Below are 19,135 nucleotides of genomic sequence, written 5' to 3'. Positions count from 1 at the left end.
TCTGGTTCATCCGGCTGGTGCAATGTGTGATCACTAATAGTCATTGTGGCCCGTGGTGCAAGGTCTGGCAGCCATGGCTTCTGTGTATTTCCCGGCGTCGAAAGAGCGGTTGTGGGCGGAAAAGCACGTGGCAATCCGACGATCCGGGCTGGACAGCGCGGCGGGCTTTTCATATGTGATCACACCATGACACAAGAAACCGCCTCGTCCTTTGCCGCCTGGCTTGCCGCCCATCCCGAAGTGACCCGAGTGGAAGCCTTTCTCACCGACGTGAACGGTGCGCCCAAGGGCAAATGGCTGGTGCGCGACAAGGCCGTGGCCCTGGCGGCCAAGGGCCTGCCGATGCCGCTTTCGGTCTTTGCCCTCGATGCCTGGGGCTGTGACGTGGCGGGCGCAGGCCTGGCGTTTGGCACGGGCGATCCCGATGGGCTGTGCTGGCCGGTGGCCGGGCGCTGGAGCAAGGCGCCGTGGCTGGGCGAGGATAGCGCGCAGGTGTTCCTGGGCATGGTCGACAAGGATGGCGGCCCCGTGGTGGCCGATCCGCGCGGGATGTTGCAGGCCCTGCTGGCGCGCTATGCCGCGCGGGGGTTGACCCCGGTGGTGGCGACCGAACTGGAGTTCTACCTCTATCGCCTGGAAAACGGCGTGCCGGTGCCGCCCGATGGCAACCTGCGGCGCAACGACACGCTCTCGACCACGGCGCTGTCTGCCCATGCCGCACTGTTCGACGAGATCATGGCCCTGGCCCACGCCATGGGCATTCCCGCCGACGCGGTGATCAGCGAGGCGGGGCCGGGGCAATACGAACTGAACCTGCTGCACCGCGCCGATGCACTGGCCGCGGCCGACGATACCGTGCTGATGAAGCGCATCGTGCGCGCGCTGGCGGCGCACCACGGGCTGGGCGCGACGTTCATGGCCAAGCCCTATGGCGATTGTTCGGGCAGCGGCATGCACATCCATGCCAGTCTCAACGATGCAGCTGGCAAGAACGTGCTGGCCAAGCCTGAGGGCGGCCCGGCCGACATGCTGCTGCACGCAGTGGCCGGCCTCTTGGCGGCGATGCCCGAAACGATGCTGGCCTTTGCGCCCAACTACAACTCGTTCCGCCGTTTCCGGCCCGATGCCCATGCGCCGGTCTCGGCCAGCTGGGGCATCGATGACCGCTCGGCCGCGGTGCGGGTGATCGTGGGCGATGCCAAGGCCACGCGGATCGAGCATCGCATCTCCGGGGCTGACGTGAACCCGCACGTGGCGATGGCGGCGATGCTGGGCGCGATGCTGCAGGGGATCGAGGACGCGGTGATGCCGCCGCCGGCGCAAGACCCGCTGCATCCTGGTGCCGGCGCGCCGCTGCCGGTGGAATGGGGCGCGGCGCAGGCCGCCTTTGCCGCCTCTGAACGCGCGGCGGGCATGTTCGGCGCGCGCTTCCGCGATATCTTCCTGGCCTGCAAGCAGCAGGACCGTGCCGCGTTCCTGGGCCAGATCGACCGTTTCGAGTACGATACCTACCTGGGATTGCTGTGATGGACATGGCGGTGCCGGGCTTGCATCAGGCGGCGCCCTATGCCGGGATGCCCACCTGGTATGCCGCCAGCGCCAACCCGGCGCCGCAGCGGCCGGTATTGCAGGGCGCGCAGCGAGCCACGGTCTGCGTGATCGGGGCCGGGTTCACCGGGCTTTCGGTGGCGCTGGAACTGGCCGAAAAAGGCATCGACGTGATCGTGCTGGAAAGCGAGCGCGTGGGCTGGGGCGCATCGGGCCGCAATGGCGGCCAGCTGATCAACGGCTATTCGCGCGGGCTTGACGTGCTGGAAGCGCGGCACGGGCCGGCCGTGGCGCGCGCATTGGGCGCGGTGGCGCTGGAAGGCGCCGCGATCATCCGCGACCGCGTCGCGCGCTATGGCATTGCCTGCGATCTGGTCGATGGCGGGCTGGGCGTGGCGCTGAATGCAAAGCAGATGCGCGCGCTGGAGGACGAGCAGCAGGTCTGGGCCGCGCATGGCCATGCCGGGATCACGGTGCTCGACCGCGAGGCCCTGCGCGCCCATGTCCAGAGCGATCGCTATGTCGGCGGCATTCTCGACCCGCTGCGCGGCCATTTCCATCCGCTGAACTATCTGCTGGGCGAAGCCGCCGCGTTCGAGCAGCTGGGCGGTCGCCTGTTCGAACACAGCCGCGTTACCCAGGTGGATGACAGCGGCCCGCGCCCGCGCGTGGTCACCGCGCAGGGGGAGGTGACCGCCGATACCCTGGTGGTGTGCGGCAATGCCTATCTCGGCAAGACGCTGCCCTGGCTATCGGGGCAGATCATGCCGGTATCGAGCCAGGTGGTGACGACCGAGCCGCTGGGCGATCTGGCCGCGCAGCTCTTGCCCAGCAATGCCTGCGTGGAGGATGCCAACTACATCCTCGACTATTTCCGCCGCACGGCCGACGGGCGCCTGCTCTATGGCGGCGGCATCGTCTATGGCGGGCAGGACCCGGCCAGCGTGGAAGCCAAGATCCGCCCCGGTCTGATCAAGACCTTTCCGCAGCTCAAGGACGTGAAGCTGGAGTTTGCCTGGAGCGGCACCTTTGCCATGACGCTGAGCCGCATGCCGCAGATCGGCCGGCTTTCACCCAAGGTGTTCTATTCGCATGGTGACAGCGGCCACGGCGTGACGACCACGCAATTGCTGGGCCGCCTGCTGGGCGAGGCGATCGCCGGGCAGCATGCGCGCTTTGACGTGTTTGCCGATCTGCCGCACCCGCCCTTTCCCGGCGGGCAGCGCTTTCGTGCGCCGCTCTCTACCCTGGGATCGCTGTGGTACACGCTGCGCGATCGGCTGGGGGTGTGAGCCGCGCATATGGGCGGCATTGTGCCTGAATCGATGCCTCATCCATGGCTGAATCGATGGACCTTTGCGGGTCGATCGTGCACAATCGCTTGGTTGGTGGCGGTCCTGTCCGGCCGAGCGCCTTCGATCCCACGTTACGATCCCGCTGCCACTCCGTGGCCGGGATATCCGCGATCAACACCTGAAGGACGGTCGATAATGCGTCGTATCCCCCTGTTCGTTTCTGCCCTGGTGGGCCTGGCCGCAGCCGTGACGGCGCCTGTGGCCCATGCCCAGAATGCCGCTGCCGGGGCCGCCATGTTCAAGCAGCAGTGCCAGATGTGCCATGTCAACACCGCCGGCGCCAAGGGCTTTGCCGCGCCCAACCTGTGGGGCGTGGTCGGGCGCCAGGCCGGTTCCACCGCGTTTGCCTATTCCACCGCGCTCAAGAATTCGGGCAAGACCTGGGATCCCAAGACGCTGGACACCTTCCTGACCGCGCCGGGCAAGCTGGTGCCGGGCACGCGCATGGTCGTGGCCATTCCCGATGCCAAGAAGCGCGCCGACGTGATCGCCTATCTCAAGACCCTGCACTGATGCCCGTGATGGCGTAAGATGCGCCCCATCATCGTCACCCCGGGCTTGACCCGGGGTCCCGCTACCCTTTGGGGCTGGATGAGCAAAAAGCGGGATCCCGGATCAAGTCCGGGATGACGACGAGGGAGCGAACGCCAGACCACGCCCATTAGACCGGAGCACCGCACATGCCTGTTTCGCTGACAATCGATGGCAAGCAACGCACCCTGGCCGTGGCGGAAGACATGCCGCTGCTGTGGGCCTTGCGCGATATCGCCGGGGTGACCGGCGTGAAATTCGGTTGCGGAGCGGGCCTGTGCGGCGCGTGCAGCGTGCTGGTGGACGGGCAACGCCTGTTTGCCTGCCAGACACCGGTGGCCGATGTGGCCGGCAAGGCCGTGACCACGATCGAGGGGCTGACCGGCCAGCCGCTGGGGCAGGCCCTGGCGGCCGCCTGGGAAGAGCTGGACGTGGTGCAGTGCGGCTATTGCCAGCCCGGGCAGATCGTGGCCGCCGCCGCGCTGCTCAAGGCCAATCCCAAGCCCGACGATGCCGCCATCGATGAAGGGATGAGCGGCAATATCTGCCGTTGCGGCACCTATAACCGCATCCGCGCCGCGATCCATCGCGCCGCCGACACGATCAAGGCTTGAGGGAGGGAACGCCGATGACCACGCCCATCGCCACCCCTTCGCGCCGCGCGTTCCTGGCCGGATCGGCCGTGCTGGCCAGCGCCCTGGTGGTGCCGCTGCACCGCGCGTTGAGCAGCGTTCCCGCCGGCCAGCTGGCGGCCAATGGCTATCTTGCGGTGCTGCCCGATGGCGCCGTTTCGCTTGCCCTGCCCAAGACCGAAATGGGCCAGGGCATCCTGACCGCGCTGACCATGCTGGTGGCCGAGGAACTGGGCCTGGCGCCCAGCGCGATCAAGGTTTCGATCCCGCCGGCCGACCGCGCCCGCTTTGCCCCGATCGATACCACCACGGGTGGTTCCACGTCGATCCGCGAGCTGTGGAAGCCGCTGCGCCAGGCCGCTGCCAATGCGCGCGCCGCGCTGGTGGATGCGGCGGCGCGGCAGTGGAAAGTCATGCCCGATGGCCTGACCCTGGCCGATGGCGCGGTGGTGAACCCGGCATCGGGCAAGCGGCTGGGCTTCGCCGCGCTGGTCGCCGATGCCGCCGCGCATGTGCCGACCGACGCCACACCCACGCCGCGATCGGCCTGGAAAGTGATCGGCAAGGATACCCGTCGGCTCGATTCGGCGGACAAGGTGCGCGGCACCGCGCAGTTCGGCATCGATGTGAAAGTGCCGGGCATGAAGATTGCCACGCTGGCGCAATCGCCGGTGTTCGGCGGCAAGCTGGCCAGCCACAACGCCGCAGCGGCCAAGGCCGTGCCCGGCGTGGCAGACGTGATCGCGCTGGATGACTGCCTGTTCGTGACGGCCGACAGCCTGTGGACGGCCAAGAAGGGCCTCGAGGCTGCCGCGCCGACCTGGAACGAGGGCGCCAATGCCGGGCTGGACCAGGCCCAAGTCGTGGCCGCGCTCGATGCCGCCGTGGCCAAGCCGGGCGTGACGGCCAAGGCCGAGGGCGATCTGGCCCAGGCCCGCGCCGGCGCAGCCAAGACCGTGGAAGCGCTCTATCACCAGCCGTTTCTGGCCCATGCCACGATGGAGCCGGGCAATTGCACCGCCCATGTCACGCCGCAGGGCGTCCAGGTGTGGACCGGAACGCAAGTGCCGAGCGATTGCCGCGCGGCAGCGGCGCGCACGGCGGGCGTGGCCGAAGACAAGGTCCAGGTGCACAACTTCCTGATGGGCGGTGGCTTTGGCCGGCGGCTGGAAACCGACATGGTGGAGCGCACGGTCAGCCTGGCGGCCAAGGTGCCCTATCCGGTCAAGCTGGTGTGGACGCGCGAGGAGGATATCCAGCACGACATGGTGCGCCCGGCCTATGCCGACCGCATCAGCGCCAGCCTGGACCAGGCGGGCAAGGTCACCGCGTGGGAGCATCGCATCGCCGGATCGGCCGTGATGGCGCGCTTCCTGGGCGAGAAGTTCAACGGGGTGGATGATGACGCCGTGGATGGCGCGATTGCCCCGCTCTATCCGGCCAAGGCGCGGCTGGTTACGTTCAAGCAGGTGGAAAGCGCCATGCCCACCGGCTGGTGGCGCGGCGTGGGCGGCCTGCGCAATACCTTCGTGATCGAAAGCTTTGCCGACGAACTGGCGCTGGCCGCCGGGCAAGACCCGCTGGCCTGGCGCCTGGCGCAGATCACCGATCCACGGGCGCGGGCGGTGCTGCAAAAGGCGGCGGCCGAGGCCGGCTGGGGCAAGGCGCTGCCCAAGGGCGAAGGGCTGGGCCTGGCCGTGCTGCACATTTGGGACACCTGCCTGGCGGCGGTGGCCCATGTGAAGGTCGACGCGCAAAAGCAGATTCTGGTGCCGCAGGTGACCGTGGCGGTGGATTGCGGCCCGGCGATCAATCCCCTGGGCGTGAAGGCGCAGATCGAAGGCGGGGTGACCTTTGCCCTGTCGGCCGCGCTCTATGGCGGGGTGACGCTGGAGAAGGGCCGCATTGCGCAGTCCAACTACAACGACGTGCGCCCGCTGCGCATGAACGAGGCACCGCGCGTGATCACCCACGTGATGCCGACGGACAGCGCGCCAGGGGGCATGGGCGAGCCGCCCGCGGCGGTGATCGCCCCGGCGGTGGCCAACGCGCTGTTTGCCGCCACGGGCAAGCGGGTGCGCCAGGTGCCATTGCAGGCCGGGTTCGAGGCGGCCTGAGCCGACAGGCTTGCGTGGGGCCCCGGATCAAGTCCGGGGAGACGAAAAGGGTATTGGGCTATTCATCGTCACCCCGGACTTGATCCGGGGTCCCGCTTTCTCTGCTTTACCAGCCGCCGCCGAGCGCCAGGAACAGGTTGACCTGGTCGTTGGCCAGTTCCACGCGCGAATTGAGCACGGCGGCTTCGGCGCCGATCACGCCCTGGCGGCCACCAATGTCGCTGGTGATGGCAGCGCGGCCGGCCTCGCGCAGGCGGCGGGCTTGGTCGGACGCGGTGCGGGCAGAGGCCAGCGCTTCATCCAGCGCGGCATGGCGATCATGGTTTTCGGCATAGGTGGCGAGTGCCGTTTCGGTTTCGCGCAAGGCGCCGAGCACCACGCCATCGAAATGCGCGAGCACGGCATCGGCACTGGCATCGGCCGCCTTGACCCGCGCGCGGGCACCGGCGCCGGGGATCGACCAGTGCAGCAGCCCGCCGATCGACCAGCGGTTGGCCGCCGGCAGCCCCAGATCCTTGACGAAGCCGGTGGAACCAGCGGACAGGCCGATGCCGATCGAGGGATAGAGATCGGCCGTGGCCACGCCGATGCGCGCGGTGGCTCCGGCCAGCTGCCGCTCTGCCGCGCGCACATCGGGGCGGCGGCGCAGCAGGGCCGCGCCATCGCCCACCGGCAGCGGCGTTTTCATCTCGGGCACGCTGCGGCAGCTCTCCGCCTCGCGCGGGTAATCGGCCGGCACTTTGCCGGTCAGCGCGGCCAGGCGATAGAGCGCGGCCCGCGCGGCGGCGCGATAGATGGGCAGAGCGGCCTGCGCCTGGGCCAGGCGGCCTTGCGCGGCGGTAACATCGGGAGCGGCGCTGCGCCCGGCCGAGACCAGGCGGCGGTTGATATCGACCAGATGCCCTTGCAGGGTGATCGCGCGCTGCGCCAAGTCTTCGGCGGCATGGGCGGCGCAGACGCCGACATAGGCCCGCGCCACATCGGCCGCGACAGTGACCTTGACCGCATCCTGCGTGGCGGCGCTGGCTTCCTCATCGGCGCGGGCGGCCTCGATCTGACGGCGGATGCGGCCGAACAGATCGATCTGATAGCTCATTTCCGCCCCCACATCGCCGATATCGGCAACGGGCAACTGCTCGTTCTGCAGATAGGACTGCCCCGACAGGCGCGCGTGCTGCGCCCCGGCCGAAACGCCGAAATCCACTTCCTTGCCACCTTCGGCCACAGCCGTAACGGCGCGCGCGCGGGCTAGGTTGGCAGCGGCCACGCGCAGATCGGTATTGGCGGCCAGCGCCTGTTCTTCCAGCCCATCGAGCACGGGATCATCATAGAGATGCCACCAGCGCGCCGGCAGCGGATCGGCCGTGGTCAGCGCGGCGGGGGCAGACTGGAATGCGCCCTGTGCCGCCGGGCGGGTGATCGCTGCATCCTTGGGCAAGTGGTAATCGGGGCCAACCGCCTTGCAGCCGGCCAGTGCCAGCATGGCCGAACCGATCAGGAAAAGGCGCTTCACCGGGCGTTCTCCTGCTTGTCGGGCGCGAGGGTGACCGAGGCGGTGCGCCCGGCGATCAGCGCGACATTGGCCGGGCGTTCATCGAGCGCGATGCGCACCGGCACGCGCTGGGGCAGGCGCACCCAGGAAAAGCTGGGGTTGATCGAGGGCAGCATCGAGGCGCTGCCGGTGCGATCGTGATCTTCAATCGCCATTGCGATCGAGGTGACATGGCCCTTGAGCAGGCGATCCTCGCCCATCAGGCGCACGGTGGCGCGCTGACCAACGTGGACATGGGCCAGCTTGGTTTCCTCGAAATAGCCCTCGATGCGCAGCGAGCTGTTGTCGACCAGCGCCATCACCGCCTTGCCCGGCGCGACATAGTTGCCCGGCCGCAGCGTCTGGTCGGAAATCGTGCCATCGACCGGGGCGCGCACGGTGGTGCGATCAAGGTTGAGCCGGGCCAATTCGCGCTGGCTTTGCGCGGTTTCCAGCATGACCTGGGCAGCGGCGACCTGGGCCTGGGCATCGGCCACCTTGGTCTCGCTCTGCTGCGTCACTTCCAGCGGCACGAGATCACCCAGGCCACGGTTGCGCGCTGCCTCGCGCTGGGCCTCGGCCAGGGCGACGCGGGCGCGGGTGATCCCGGTGCGGGCCTGGGCGATGGCATCGTCGGCCTGGCGCACGGCCAGGGCATAGCGCGCGGTATCGATCTGGAACAGCACGTCACCCTTGTGCACCGGCTGGTCGTTGACCACGGCGACCTGGGTGACCAGGCCCTGCACATCGGGTGCCACCTGCACGACATCGGCGCGCACGCGGCCATCGCGCGTCCACGGATCGGCCTGGTAATGCAGCCACAGCGAACGCGCGCCGATGGCCGCGACGATGACGATGGCGCCGGTCACGCCGATCTGGACGGTCTTGCGAAGGGTGGGGGAAGCGAGCAGCGACATCAGAGCCATCCATTGATCAACTGGGGAAAGCGCACGAGCAGCGCCCAGAATGCCACGAACATGGCAGTATCGAACAAGACCGGGTGCCAGACCCAGCGATAGAAACGCAGCGCCACCAGCACGCGGTGCACGATCAGCGCCAGGATCAGCGCGACCGTGGCGGTGACCGGCGCCGAAGCCACGAAGACTTCGCCGAACATGTATTCGGAAAAAGCAGGCGTCGGCGGGTTCATGCCAGTGGCTCCACCACGGCGGGGGCTGCTACCAAGGGCAGGACCGGGCCGGGGCTATTGGGGAAAAGATTGCGGCGCAGGGCGATCAGCGCGGCGATGGCATGGGGCGCATCGGGCGCATCGGGGTGGCCAAAGGGCAGCGGCGGCGGGCGCACCGGGCCGCCTTCCTTGAGGATCAGGCGCAGCGCGCGATCGATGCGGTGCTGCAGCCGGGCGTCGGCCGGGGGCGGGGCATCGGGGCGCCAGGCGCGGAAATAGCGGGCCGCCTCGCGCAGCAGGCTGGCCAGCGCGCGCTGCTGGCGCAGCGGCGCAGCGGCGCGAGCGTGCTGGATCGCCACCAGATTGATTGCCAGGCGCACCTCGCGCAGCGCAGCCTGCGCCGCCAGCGAGCCGGCGGGATCAGCGCCCAGGCGCTGCGTCAGCAGGGCGGTCTGGTCGATCACCCGGCCCAGCGCCAGCGCGGGATCGGGCGGCGTGGCGGTGGTCGACAGCCGCACCAGATCGCGTTGCAGCGCGCGCAGCAGGCGGGCGATCGCCACGTCGGTACCCAGGTTGCGCAGGCCGGCGGTGAACCCTGCGGCCAGGACCACGGCCAGGACCTGGCCGATGTTGCTGTTCACAAAGCGTTCGAAATCGGGGTGGAAGCTTTCCTGGATGGCCAGCGCGCTGCAGAACCCCATGGCCATGGCAGTGGCTTGGCCACCCAGGCGGGGATGGGGAATGAATGCGGCGATCGCCAGCAGGGTGGGCGCCATGACCAGTGCCAGCGCTGTGAAATCGTGCACATAGGGCAGCACTTCGAACAGGTAGATGCCTGCCAGTGGCACGCCCGCGCAGATCGCCACGCCAAAGCGCAGGATCACCGGGATGGGATTGTCCATCGCGGCAAACAGGCAGCAGAACACCGCCGTCATCGCCGCGGCGCCCGCGCCATCGGCCCAGCCGGAATAGATCCACAGCGCGCAGCAGGCGATCACGGCCACCGACGCGGCGATGCCGGCCATCAAGGCATGGCCCAAATCTTGGTGCAGGCGCAGCGCGGCGCGCGGGCTGCGCAACGAGGCGGGCAGCGGCTGGCGCGGATCGCGCAGGTGGTCGAGCGCCTGGCGGCAATCGGCCAGCAGCGTCACCACCTGGGCCAGGCGCACGCGATAGCTGGTTGCCAGCAGATCGTGCCAGGATTGCGGGCGTATGCTTTCGGGCACGGCGATCGCCGGGCGATCGAGCGCAGGGCAACCCGCCGCGATCCAGGCGCGGGTGGCGGCCTGGGCGCTTTCCAGATCGGGATCGGCGCAGGCATCTTCGGTGGCGATGGCGCTGCGCCGGTCCGACAGGCCCGAGAGCAGCGGCAGCAGCACGAGCATGCGTTCGAGCAGCGCGCGCAGCGTGCCGGTCATCTCGCGCCAGTGCGAGGTATCATAGGGCACGTGAATGGCCATCAGCGCGCAATCGACCACGTCGACGGCCAGTTGCTGCTGTTCGCGGGGCGCGCGGCGAGGGGCGCCGCCGTCATCGGCGCTGCGCACGCAATCGGCGAGCCAGGCTTCGGCATCGCCCAGCCAGCGTTCCAGCCGCGCACCCAGCGGCACGGCCACCGATTGCGGCAGGAACAGGCTGTGGGTGAGCGTGGCGGCAACGATCCCCAGCGTGATTTCGGTAACGCGCGCGACTGCCGTATCGAACACGGCATAGGGCTGGTTGACCGAAGGAAAGGCGATGATCGCCGCGGTATAGCCCGCCAGCATCAGGGTATAGGACCGCGCCGAGCGATCGAGCAACGACACGGTGAGACAGCCACCCACCCACAGCGCGAGCACGGTGGAAAGGATCATCGGCGTATCGACTAGCACCGGCACCACGGCCACGGCAAAGACCGCGCCGACAAACGTGCCGATCACGCGGTAGATCGCCTTGGAGCGGGTGGCCCCGGCCAGCGGATTGGAAACGATGAACGCCGTCGTCATCGCCCAGAACGGGAACGGCAGCCCGACCCACAGCCCGATCCACAGCGCCAGAAACCCCGCCGCCACGGTCTTGGCCGAAAACAGCAGGGGTTGCACCCAGGCTTTGGGAAACAGGAACATGGGATCGGGCTGCTTTCGTTCAGGCCGCTTGCACCTGGCGCAGCAGGATGCGCGCCACCGCTTCGGAACTGGCCGGGTTCTGCCCGGTTACCAGGTTGCCGTCTTCCAGCGTGAACACGCCCCAATCCGGACCCTTGCGATAGTCGCCGCCCTGTGCCGTGAATTCATCCTCGATCAGGAACGGCACCACCTGGGTCAGGCCAACGGCCTCTTCCTCGCTGTTGGAAAAGCCGGTGACGGGGCGGCCGGCCACGATCGGGCGGCCATCGGCGCCCTTGACGTGGCGCAGCGCGCCGGGGGCGTGGCAGACCAGGCCGAGCGGCTTGCCGGCGCGATCGAAGGCTTCGATCAGGGCGATGGACACCGGGCTTTCCGCCAGATCCCACAGCGGGCCGTGGCCGCCGGGATAGAACACCGCGTCAAAGCCGGCGGCATCGACATCGGCCAGCGGCGTGGTGTGGGCCAGCGCCTGCTGCGCGGCAGTATCGGCACGGAAGCGTTCGGTGGCAGGCGTCTGGGCATCGGGTTCATCGCTGCGCGGATCGAGCGGGGGCTGCCCGCCGGCGGGCGAGGCCAGGACGATCTCGGCCCCGGCATCCTTGAACACGTAATAGGGGGCGGCAAACTCTTCCAGCCAGAAGCCGGTCTTGTGGCCAGTGTTGCCAAGTTCGTCGTGCGAGGTCAGGACCATAAGAATCTTCATGGATTTACTCCAGAGCGGCTGGCCGATCGAAGCGATCATGCCAGCGAAAGATGGACAGGGACATTCCCCATGATCGCCCGGCTATAAGGGCAGGCCCCATGGGCGGCCTCCATCAACGCACGAGCGCGTTTTGGATCCATGCCGGGCAAGGATACCGCCAGCGTGATGCCCAGGCCAAAGCCGCCTTCGGGGCGGGGCGCCAGGCCCACCGTGGCGGTGACGCTGGCATCGCCGGGAAGCGGCGGATGATTCTGATTCTTCAGCGTTTTCATCGTGCTGAGGAAACACGCGGCATAGCCTGCGGCAAACAGCTGCTCGGGATTGTTGCCATGGCCACGGCCGCCCAGTTCGACGGGAAGATCAAGCCAGGCATGCAGCGTGCCATCGCTGGTCGCAACCTGGCCTTCGCGGCCGCCATGCGCGCTGGCGCTGGCCTGATAGAGGCAATCGGTGAGCATGGACGGGTCTCTCAAGCGGCAGAACCGGGGCATTGGCCGTTGGCACAGGGCATCTAGGCGCGAACGCGACGCCGCGCCAAGAAGCGTTATGGCCAACATCCATAAAATTCCTTATGGATTGCGCTATGTCGCTCAACCGCCTGCGCGCCTTTGTCGAAGTCTATCGCCAGCGCTCGTTCACCACGGCGGCGCGCAACCTGGGGCTGACCCAGCCGGCCATTTCCCAGCAGATCGCCAGCCTGGAAGAAACCATCGGCCGGCCGCTGTTCGAACGGCACGGGCGCGGGGTGGTGCCCACGGGCACGGCCGACGAACTGGCATCGGACATTGGCGATCGGCTGGACCAGGCCGAGGCGGCCCTGGCGCAGGCCCGCGCGCGATCGGCCCTGCTGGCCGGGTCGATCCAGATCGTCGGGCATCCCGATTTCCTGTCGGAAGTGGTGGCGCCGCAGCTGGGCACGCTGCTGGAAAGCGGTATTCGCGTGCGCCTGCACGGCGGCACGCGGGGCGAGATCGAGCGCATGCTGATCCATGGCGAGGCAGACCTGGGCGTTTCGGGCTTTCCCGCCGCCGACCGCCGCCTGCGCGGGGAGCACTTGCGCGACGAGGCGACCCGCGCCGTGGCAGCGCCCGCCGTGGTGGCACGGCTGCGTGCGGCGCTGGCCGCGGGGACGGACCTTGCCACGTTCCTGACCGGGCTGCCGCTGCTGTCCTACGGCCTTGATTACCCGCTGATCGACAACTGGCTGCGCCACAATGGCCTGAACCCCGAACTGACCACGCCGGCCATGGTCGGGCTGGACGTGCGCAGCCTGCGCGGCCTGCTGATGGGCGGGCATGGCTGGACGGTTTTGCCCGAATATCTGTGCCGCGCGCATCTCGAAGCCGGCGACCTGGCCGATATTCCGGGCACCGCCGCCGGGCAGGATCACCTGAGCTATCACCTGCTGTGGTCGCCCGCCGCGCTGCGCCAGCCGCGCGTGGCCCACGTGCGCCATGCGCTGATCTGGCGGCTTTACCAGCAATAGGCGCTTGTCATCGCGGGTGATTGCGCCATGATGCTGCGATCACAGCGGTCATGGCGGGGGCACCATGTTGACGATCCACAGCGACGACCATCGCCTGCATCACGGCGCGGGCGAATTCTATCGCGGGCGGATCGTGCCCTGCTTTGAAATGCCAGCGCGGGTGGAGCAGATCCTGGCGAGCGTGGCCGGGCGCGGGCTGGGCCCGGTGGTGGCGCCGGTGCGGCACGGGCGCGCGCCGGTGGAGCGGGTGCACGCGGCCGACTATGTCGATTTCCTGGCCAGCGCCTGGGACGAATGGTGCGCGCTGGGCGAAACCGGCGATGCGTTGCCCTATGCCTGGCCGGCGCGCGACCTGCGCGCAGACCGCGTGCCAGATCATATCGATGGCAAACTGGGGTTCTACAGCATCGATGCCGCCGTGCCGATCACGGCTGGCACGTGGGCGGCGGTTCAGGCCAGCGCAGATTGCGCGCTGACCGGCGCGGCGGCGGTCTTGGGCGGAGAGCGCGCCGCCTTTGCCCTGTGCCGCCCGCCCGGCCACCACGCCGGGCCACGCGCGATGGGCGGCTTTTGCTATCTCAACAATGCCGCGATCGCGGCGCAGGCGATGCGCGATGCCGGGGTGGCCAAGGTGGCCGTGCTCGATGTCGACTATCACCATGGCAACGGCACGCAGGCGATCTTCTATGACCGGGCCGACGTGTTCTTCGCCTCGCTCCACGGCGATCCGGCGGTGGAATACCCGTTCTTTGCCGGCTTTGCCGATGAGACCGGCAGCGGCGCCGGGCAGGGGTGCACTCTCAACCTGCCATTGCCCTGGGGCATGGCGGCGGGGGCTTATCTGGCCGCGCTCGATACGGGCTGCGCGGCCATCGCGGCATTCGGCGCGCAGGCGCTGGTGGTGTCGCTGGGGGTCGATACCTTTGCCGGCGATCCTATCAGCCATTTCAAGCTGGAGAGCGCTGATTTCACCCGCATCGGGGCGCGGGTGGCGGCGCTGGGCCTGCCCACGCTGTTCGTGATGGAAGGCGGCTATGCTGTGGGCGACATCGGCACCAACGTGGCCAATGTGCTGGAAGGCTTTGCCCATGGCTGATGGGGCCGGCACGGGAGCTGGGCTGCAGGGCCGATTGGGGTTCTGGCACCTCATTGGCTATGGCCTGGCGCTGATTGCGCCATCGGCGCCGCTCAACACGCTGGGCGTTGTCTGGGGCAAGGCCCACGGGCTGATCGCGCTGTCCTATCTCTTGGGCGGGCTGTGCATGGCTTTCACCGCCACCAGCTATGCCGTGATGGTGCGCGAGGTGCGCAACGCAGGATCGCTCTATGGCTTCGCCCGCGCCGCGCTGGGGCCGTTTGCCGGATTCATGGGCGGCTGGATGATCCTGCTCGATTACCTGCTCATCCCCTCGCTGGTCTATGTGATCATGGCCGTGGCGCTGGGCCAGTTGATGCCGGATGTCGACCGCGCGGTGTGGATCGTGGCGCTGCTGGCATTCACCACCGCGGTCAACTGGTTCGGTATTCGCTCGACCAGCGTGTTCAACGCGGTGAGCGTCATCAGCCAGATTGCCATCACCGCCCTGTTGGTGAGCGCGGGCATTGTCTTCCTGGGGCCGGAGCAGGCGTTTTCGCCGGCACCGGTCTGGGCCGATCCGCTGCCCTGGCGCGGGGTGCTGGCGGGCACGTCGGTCTGTGTGCTGAGCTTCCTGGGCTTTGATGCGGTATCGACCCTGGCGGAAGATACTGCCGATCGCAGCGGGCGCACGCTGGGCCGGGCGATATTGGCGGTGCTGGCCCTGGCCACGGTGTTTTTCGGCCTTTCCACCTGGGTTCTGGGCAATGCCATGGTCGGGCGGCACTTTGCCAGCCTGGAGGCGGCCCATTACGATGTGGCGGGCATGCTGCTGGGTGGCTGGGCCCGGCCGGCGCTGGCCTGGTTCACTGCGCTGATGGTGGGCTTTACCAATGCCCTGCCGATGCAGGTGGGCGTGGCGCGCGTGCTCTATGCCATGGGGCGCGATGGCCAGGTGCCCGGCGCCTTTGCCCGGCTGCACCCGCGCCACAACACGCCCTGGGTGGCGATGCTGGCCACGACGGGCCTGTCGCTGGTGGTGGCGCTGGCGTTTCGCGACGCGCTGGATTTCCTGGCGACGCTGGTCAACTTTGGCGCGCTGACCGGGTTTGCCCTGCTGCACGTGTGCGTCTTCGTGCATTTCCGCAAGTCGGCGCGGCGCAACCTGGCGCTCCACGTGGTCTCGCCCGTGGTCGGCCTGGCGGTGATCGCCGCGATCCTTACGGGCATGGGCGCCTGGGCGCTGCTGCTCGGCTGCGGCTGGCTGGTCCTGGGGCTGGCCTGGTGGCAAGGGGCAGCGCGCCATGCGCCGCCCCCGGCCAGCGATCTGGCCTATTCGGTATAGGCCTTGCGCAGTGCGGCGATATCGGCGGCGCTGACACCGGCCACCTTGTCGAGATACCCTTCGACCGAGCCATAGCGCGTGTCGATCTCGTCCAGCGCGCTGGCGAGGAACGTGCGGCCATCGGGATCGTGCAGCGGTTGCGGCCGGGCCATCGCCGGGTTGGCCTGATAGCCGGCAAACAGCCGGGCGACCGGATCGCTGGCGGCGGTGGCCGCGTCGATGCGGGGCATTTCCCATTCCGGGCGGCGCAGCGCGGTGGACAGGTCATAGTCCTGGAGGATCACCGCACGCGGGGTGCCCAGCGCCGAGAGGATCAGCGCGGTCATGAACCCGGTGCGATCCTGCCCGGCCGAGCAATTGTATTCGATCGGGCCGGCATGGGCCTTGAGCCGGTCGAACACCAGGCGCACCTGTGGCGCCAGCAGGGTGGGAAACTGGCGATAGAGCGCTCCGCCATTGCCGGTGACCTTGCCGTGGTTGCCGGCAAACAGCGCCATCATCGAATAGGGCACGGCGTCCTGGTGGACCTGGCCGGCCAGGCGCGTGGGCGCCAGGCGGCGTTCCTCGTCAGAGCGCAGGTCGACCATCGTGGTCAGGCCCAGGCCGCGCACCATGGCGATATCGGCCGGCGATAGCAGCGGCGTGGCGCCCGACCGATAGATCAGGCCCCAGCGCACCGCCTTGCCATCGGCAGCCGGATAGCCACCCAGATCGCGAAAGTTCGATCCCTGCGCCAAGGGCAGCATGCGTTCAGCGACGGTGGTGACGCGGCCATCAGACCGGTCGCGCAGCAGCACATAGGGGCGCGGCGTGGCGGTGGCGGGCACTCTGGCATGGCCGCTGCGCACCGCGCGCGCCACGGGCCGCGCGTTGGCCAGCGGGGCATCGGGGCGGGCCGCCAGATAGACATCGACCGGGCCGCTGGCCTGCCAATCGACCAGCAGCGTGGCGGCATCGCTACGGCTGGCGATGGCATCGTGGGCGCGGGCGAGTGTCTGCGGGGCGAGCGCCGGGCTGGCCGCCAGGACCAGCCCGAGAGCCCAGGCGCCAAGATGGGTGCGGCGCATCAGAACCGCACCTGTGCTTCCACGCCCCAGGTGCGTGCTTCGTTGAAGAAGCCATAGGTACCGACCAGCGCGCTTGCCGCCTTGTAGAACATGTGCTGTTCGTTGAAGATGTTGCGGCCCCAGACCGAGACCTGCATCTTGGCGCCGTTGGCGCCCAGGGCAATGTCAGCCAGGCCGATGCGGCCGTTGAACGTCACGCTGGCATCACCCTTGGGCTGGGCCAGGGTAACGGCGCCCGTGGCCGTGTTGAAGCCGGGATCGACGTAGTTGGCGTAGAACCCGCTGTCATAGTTGGCATCGAGATGCAGGCGCAGTTCCGCGTCGGCCACCGGCAGGGTGACGTCCACCGTGCCACTGGCGGCATGCTTGGGCGTATAGACCTGGTAGATCGGGATCGGGGTGGTGATGATCACCCCGTTGGCCTGCGGAAACGGGTTCGACGTATTGGGGATCTTGACGCTGGTATAGGCATAGCTGGCGCCCAGCGTCAGCTGCGGGATGGGCTTGACCGTGAAATCGGCCTCGATCCCCTTGAGGCGTCCGGTGCCCGGCGCATTGTGGGTTTCGGTGGTGGTGCGGGTGGTGTTGAGCAGGTTGCCCTGGGCATCATACTGCAGATAGTTGGCGCTGAAATCGAGCTGGATGTTCTTGTAGGTGCCGGTGTAGGCGGCCACGTTGAAGCGGGCGCGCTTGTCCCAGAATTCGGTCTTGGCGCCTAGTTCGAACATCGAGACGGTTTCGGGATTGAACGGGGCATAGGTGAGCGAGCGCGAGTTGGCGCCGCCCGATTTGTAGCCCGTGCTCCACTTGCCATAGAGATGCACGTCTTCGCTGGCGTCGATCGCCAGGTTGATCATCGGATCGACGCGCGACCAGCTGGCGTCGAGCAGGCGCGGCGCGGTGACGCCGTTGACCGAAGGCGTGGCGCCGTTGACGGTGAACAGCGAACCTTCCTTCTTGTCGTGCGTCCAGCGCGCGCCCAACGTCAGGTGAAAGATGTCACCAGCCAGATCGGGGGTATAGGTGCCCTGGCCGAACACGCCCACGCTGGTGGTGGTGACATGGCTGGCGCGGTCGATGGTAATGCCATCGTAGGTAACATAGGGGATCACCGTGGTGGCGCTGCCGGCGGCATCGGAGAAGGCCATGGTGTAGAACGCCTGGGCGTTGTCCTGCACCTTTTCCTGATACCACATCGCGCCGGCCACGAATTTCACGCGGTCGTAATCGCCCAGCAGTTGCAGCTCTTCGCTCGCCTGGTTCTGACGGAACTGGGCCAGGCTGTAGCGCGAGAACTTGGCGCCGGTGAAGTTGCCGGTGGCGCTGATCGCGCTGGTCGTGGCCGAGCCATTGTCATACTGCGACTGGGTCAGTTCACGGTATGAGGCGATCGACTTGACCTGAAGGTGCGGGTCGAGGTGCCATTCCAGCAGCAGGCGGTGGCCATGGGTCTTGCCCACGCTGGGCTGCTGCGTCACGCCGACGGCGGCCACGCCCACGCGGTTGGGTTCGAGCGGATAGGCGACGGGGCGCTTGAGCGTGCCGGCGCTCACCGTCTGGGCATAGAGCGGGCTCGATGCGTCGTAGGACGTGTCATAGGCATAGTCGGCGCTGAAATCGGGCGTGGGCGTCCACAGCACTTCGCCGCGCAGACCGCGCTTGGTGTAGAAGTTGAAATCGGTCTGCCCGGCCAGCGGGTTCTTGACCAGGCCATCGCGGTGCGACACCACGCCATCGATCTTGGCCGCCAGGTTGCCCCACTTGGGCAGATCGACATGCAGCTCGCCCTTGTAGCTGCCATAGTTGCCGGCGCCGACCAGGGCATTGGCGTGGAATTCGCCGCTGGGCTTCTTGGTCACGATGTTGATCGCGCCGCCTTCGGTGTTGCGGCCAAACAGCGTGCCTTGCGGGCCTTTGAGCACTTCGATGTTCTCGATGTCATAGAGCGCGGTGCCCAGGCCCTGGGCGCGGCCGAGATAGACGCCATCGACATAGACGCCCACGCCCTGGTCACGCGCGGGCTGGTTGCTGTCGGACAGCACGCCGATGCCGCGGATGTTCATGATCAGCGCCGAATTGCGCGAATAGAACGGGGCGACGCGCAGGCTGGGCACGCCGCCCGATTGCAGATCGACCAGCGACTGGATGTGGCGATCGGCCAGGGCCTGGGCATTGAGCACCGAGATGGCGATCGGCGTCTTCTGCAGGTCGGTCTTGCGCTTTTGCGCGGTGACGACGATCTGGTCGAGCGTGCTGGTCAGCGTGGGGTCTGCCACGGGGGCGGGGGCCGGCTCCGGCGCCGGTTCGGCGGCGGCCGCATGCGCCAGGACGGGCAGTGCGGCGCCGGCAAGGCAGAGGGCAAGGGCGCTGGCCGTGCGCAGGGCATGCGGGTGCGCACCACGGCGCGTGGCGTTCTCGATAGGCATGGAATGGTTCCCTCACTGGTGTTGGCGCGGCCAGTACGGTGAGGGAATGTCAGGCAGGTGACGCTCTGTGCCGGTTCGTCACCGC

Annotated in this window: 16 protein-coding genes; 8 read left to right on the top strand and 8 right to left on the bottom strand. The window is 68.1% G+C overall.

The window, feature by feature from the left end; translation table 11 throughout:
* The first annotated feature begins 186 nt into the window (after positions 1–186).
* The 5 genes from IP65_RS03585 to IP65_RS03565 all read left to right on the top strand — a co-directional run bounded on the left by IP65_RS03585 (position 187) and on the right by IP65_RS03565 (position 6,183).
* Positions 187–1,527 carry a glutamine synthetase family protein gene (locus tag IP65_RS03585; protein ID WP_022678240.1) on the top strand — a complete coding sequence of 447 codons (1,341 nt, stop codon included), beginning with the start codon at positions 187–189 and terminating at the stop codon, positions 1,525–1,527.
* On the top strand, positions 1,527–2,840 hold the full coding sequence (locus tag IP65_RS03580) for an FAD-binding oxidoreductase (RefSeq protein WP_082349735.1): 1,314 nt from the start codon (positions 1,527–1,529) through the stop codon (positions 2,838–2,840). Before IP65_RS03585 ends, IP65_RS03580 begins: the two co-directional genes overlap by 1 nt.
* A gap of 198 nt (positions 2,841–3,038) precedes the next feature.
* A complete protein-coding gene (locus tag IP65_RS03575) occupies positions 3,039–3,416 on the top strand; it encodes a cytochrome c family protein (protein ID WP_054130773.1) in 378 nt (125 codons plus the stop codon).
* A 167-nt stretch (positions 3,417–3,583) separates the two neighbouring features.
* Positions 3,584–4,048, top strand: a complete 465-nt coding sequence (locus IP65_RS03570; RefSeq protein ID WP_054130772.1) for a (2Fe-2S)-binding protein — start codon at positions 3,584–3,586, stop codon at positions 4,046–4,048.
* Between the two features lie 14 nt (positions 4,049–4,062).
* Positions 4,063–6,183, top strand: coding sequence for a molybdopterin cofactor-binding domain-containing protein (locus IP65_RS03565; RefSeq protein ID WP_231627535.1), 2,121 nt, complete (start codon positions 4,063–4,065; stop codon positions 6,181–6,183).
* A 106-nt stretch (positions 6,184–6,289) separates the two neighbouring features.
* Here IP65_RS03565 and IP65_RS03560 read toward each other — a convergent pair whose 3' ends face one another.
* Genes IP65_RS03560 through IP65_RS03535 form a run of 6 tightly spaced genes read right to left on the bottom strand, consistent with a single transcriptional unit; the run spans position 6,290 to position 12,109 of the window.
* Positions 6,290–7,696, bottom strand: a complete 1,407-nt coding sequence (locus IP65_RS03560) for an efflux transporter outer membrane subunit (RefSeq protein ID WP_054130771.1) — start codon at positions 7,694–7,696, stop codon at positions 6,290–6,292.
* The gene (locus IP65_RS03555; protein ID WP_156306375.1) at positions 7,693–8,631 is read right to left on the bottom strand and encodes an HlyD family secretion protein; all 939 of its coding nucleotides are present in this window, start codon (positions 8,629–8,631) and stop codon (positions 7,693–7,695) included. The genes IP65_RS03560 and IP65_RS03555 overlap by 4 nt, the downstream gene beginning before the upstream one ends.
* Entirely contained in the window at positions 8,631–8,864 is a 234-nt protein-coding gene (locus tag IP65_RS03550) for a DUF1656 domain-containing protein (RefSeq protein ID WP_231627534.1), read from the bottom strand. The genes IP65_RS03555 and IP65_RS03550 overlap by 1 nt, the downstream gene beginning before the upstream one ends.
* A complete protein-coding gene (locus IP65_RS03545; RefSeq protein ID WP_054130769.1) occupies positions 8,861–10,948 on the bottom strand; it encodes an FUSC family protein in 2,088 nt (695 codons plus the stop codon). Before IP65_RS03545 ends, IP65_RS03550 begins: the two co-directional genes overlap by 4 nt.
* Before the next feature lie 19 nt (positions 10,949–10,967).
* The gene (locus IP65_RS03540) at positions 10,968–11,651 is read right to left on the bottom strand and encodes a type 1 glutamine amidotransferase domain-containing protein (RefSeq protein ID WP_054130922.1); all 684 of its coding nucleotides are present in this window, start codon (positions 11,649–11,651) and stop codon (positions 10,968–10,970) included.
* A gap of 35 nt (positions 11,652–11,686) precedes the next feature.
* Positions 11,687–12,109: an organic hydroperoxide resistance protein gene (locus tag IP65_RS03535; RefSeq protein WP_054130768.1), complete on the bottom strand. Its 423-nt coding sequence runs from the start codon at positions 12,107–12,109 to the stop codon at positions 11,687–11,689.
* 125 nt (positions 12,110–12,234) lie between these two features.
* Between IP65_RS03535 and IP65_RS03530 the strand changes: the two genes are divergently transcribed.
* The 3 genes from IP65_RS03530 to IP65_RS03520 all read left to right on the top strand — a co-directional run bounded on the left by IP65_RS03530 (position 12,235) and on the right by IP65_RS03520 (position 15,557).
* Positions 12,235–13,137: a LysR family transcriptional regulator gene (locus IP65_RS03530; protein ID WP_054130767.1), complete on the top strand. Its 903-nt coding sequence runs from the start codon at positions 12,235–12,237 to the stop codon at positions 13,135–13,137.
* Between the two features lie 64 nt (positions 13,138–13,201).
* Positions 13,202–14,233 carry a histone deacetylase family protein gene (locus IP65_RS03525; RefSeq protein WP_054130766.1) on the top strand — a complete coding sequence of 344 codons (1,032 nt, stop codon included), beginning with the start codon at positions 13,202–13,204 and terminating at the stop codon, positions 14,231–14,233.
* Complete coding sequence (locus IP65_RS03520; RefSeq protein ID WP_054130765.1) at positions 14,226–15,557, top strand: APC family permease; 1,332 nt, start codon at positions 14,226–14,228, stop codon at positions 15,555–15,557. Before IP65_RS03525 ends, IP65_RS03520 begins: the two co-directional genes overlap by 8 nt.
* Here IP65_RS03520 and IP65_RS03515 read toward each other — a convergent pair.
* Complete coding sequence (locus tag IP65_RS03515) at positions 15,545–16,624, bottom strand: tyrosine-protein phosphatase (protein ID WP_054130764.1); 1,080 nt, start codon at positions 16,622–16,624, stop codon at positions 15,545–15,547. The genes IP65_RS03520 and IP65_RS03515 overlap by 13 nt on opposite strands.
* The gene (locus tag IP65_RS03510; RefSeq protein WP_054130763.1) at positions 16,624–19,050 is read right to left on the bottom strand and encodes a TonB-dependent receptor; all 2,427 of its coding nucleotides are present in this window, start codon (positions 19,048–19,050) and stop codon (positions 16,624–16,626) included. The genes IP65_RS03515 and IP65_RS03510 overlap by 1 nt, the downstream gene beginning before the upstream one ends.
* Positions 19,051–19,135: the final 85 nt, after the last annotated feature.

Source organism: Novosphingobium sp. AAP1 (assembly GCF_001295765.1).
GTDB lineage: Bacteria > Pseudomonadota > Alphaproteobacteria > Sphingomonadales > Sphingomonadaceae > Novosphingobium > Novosphingobium capsulatum.
This window is presented reverse-complemented; position numbering and strand designations above follow the sequence as displayed.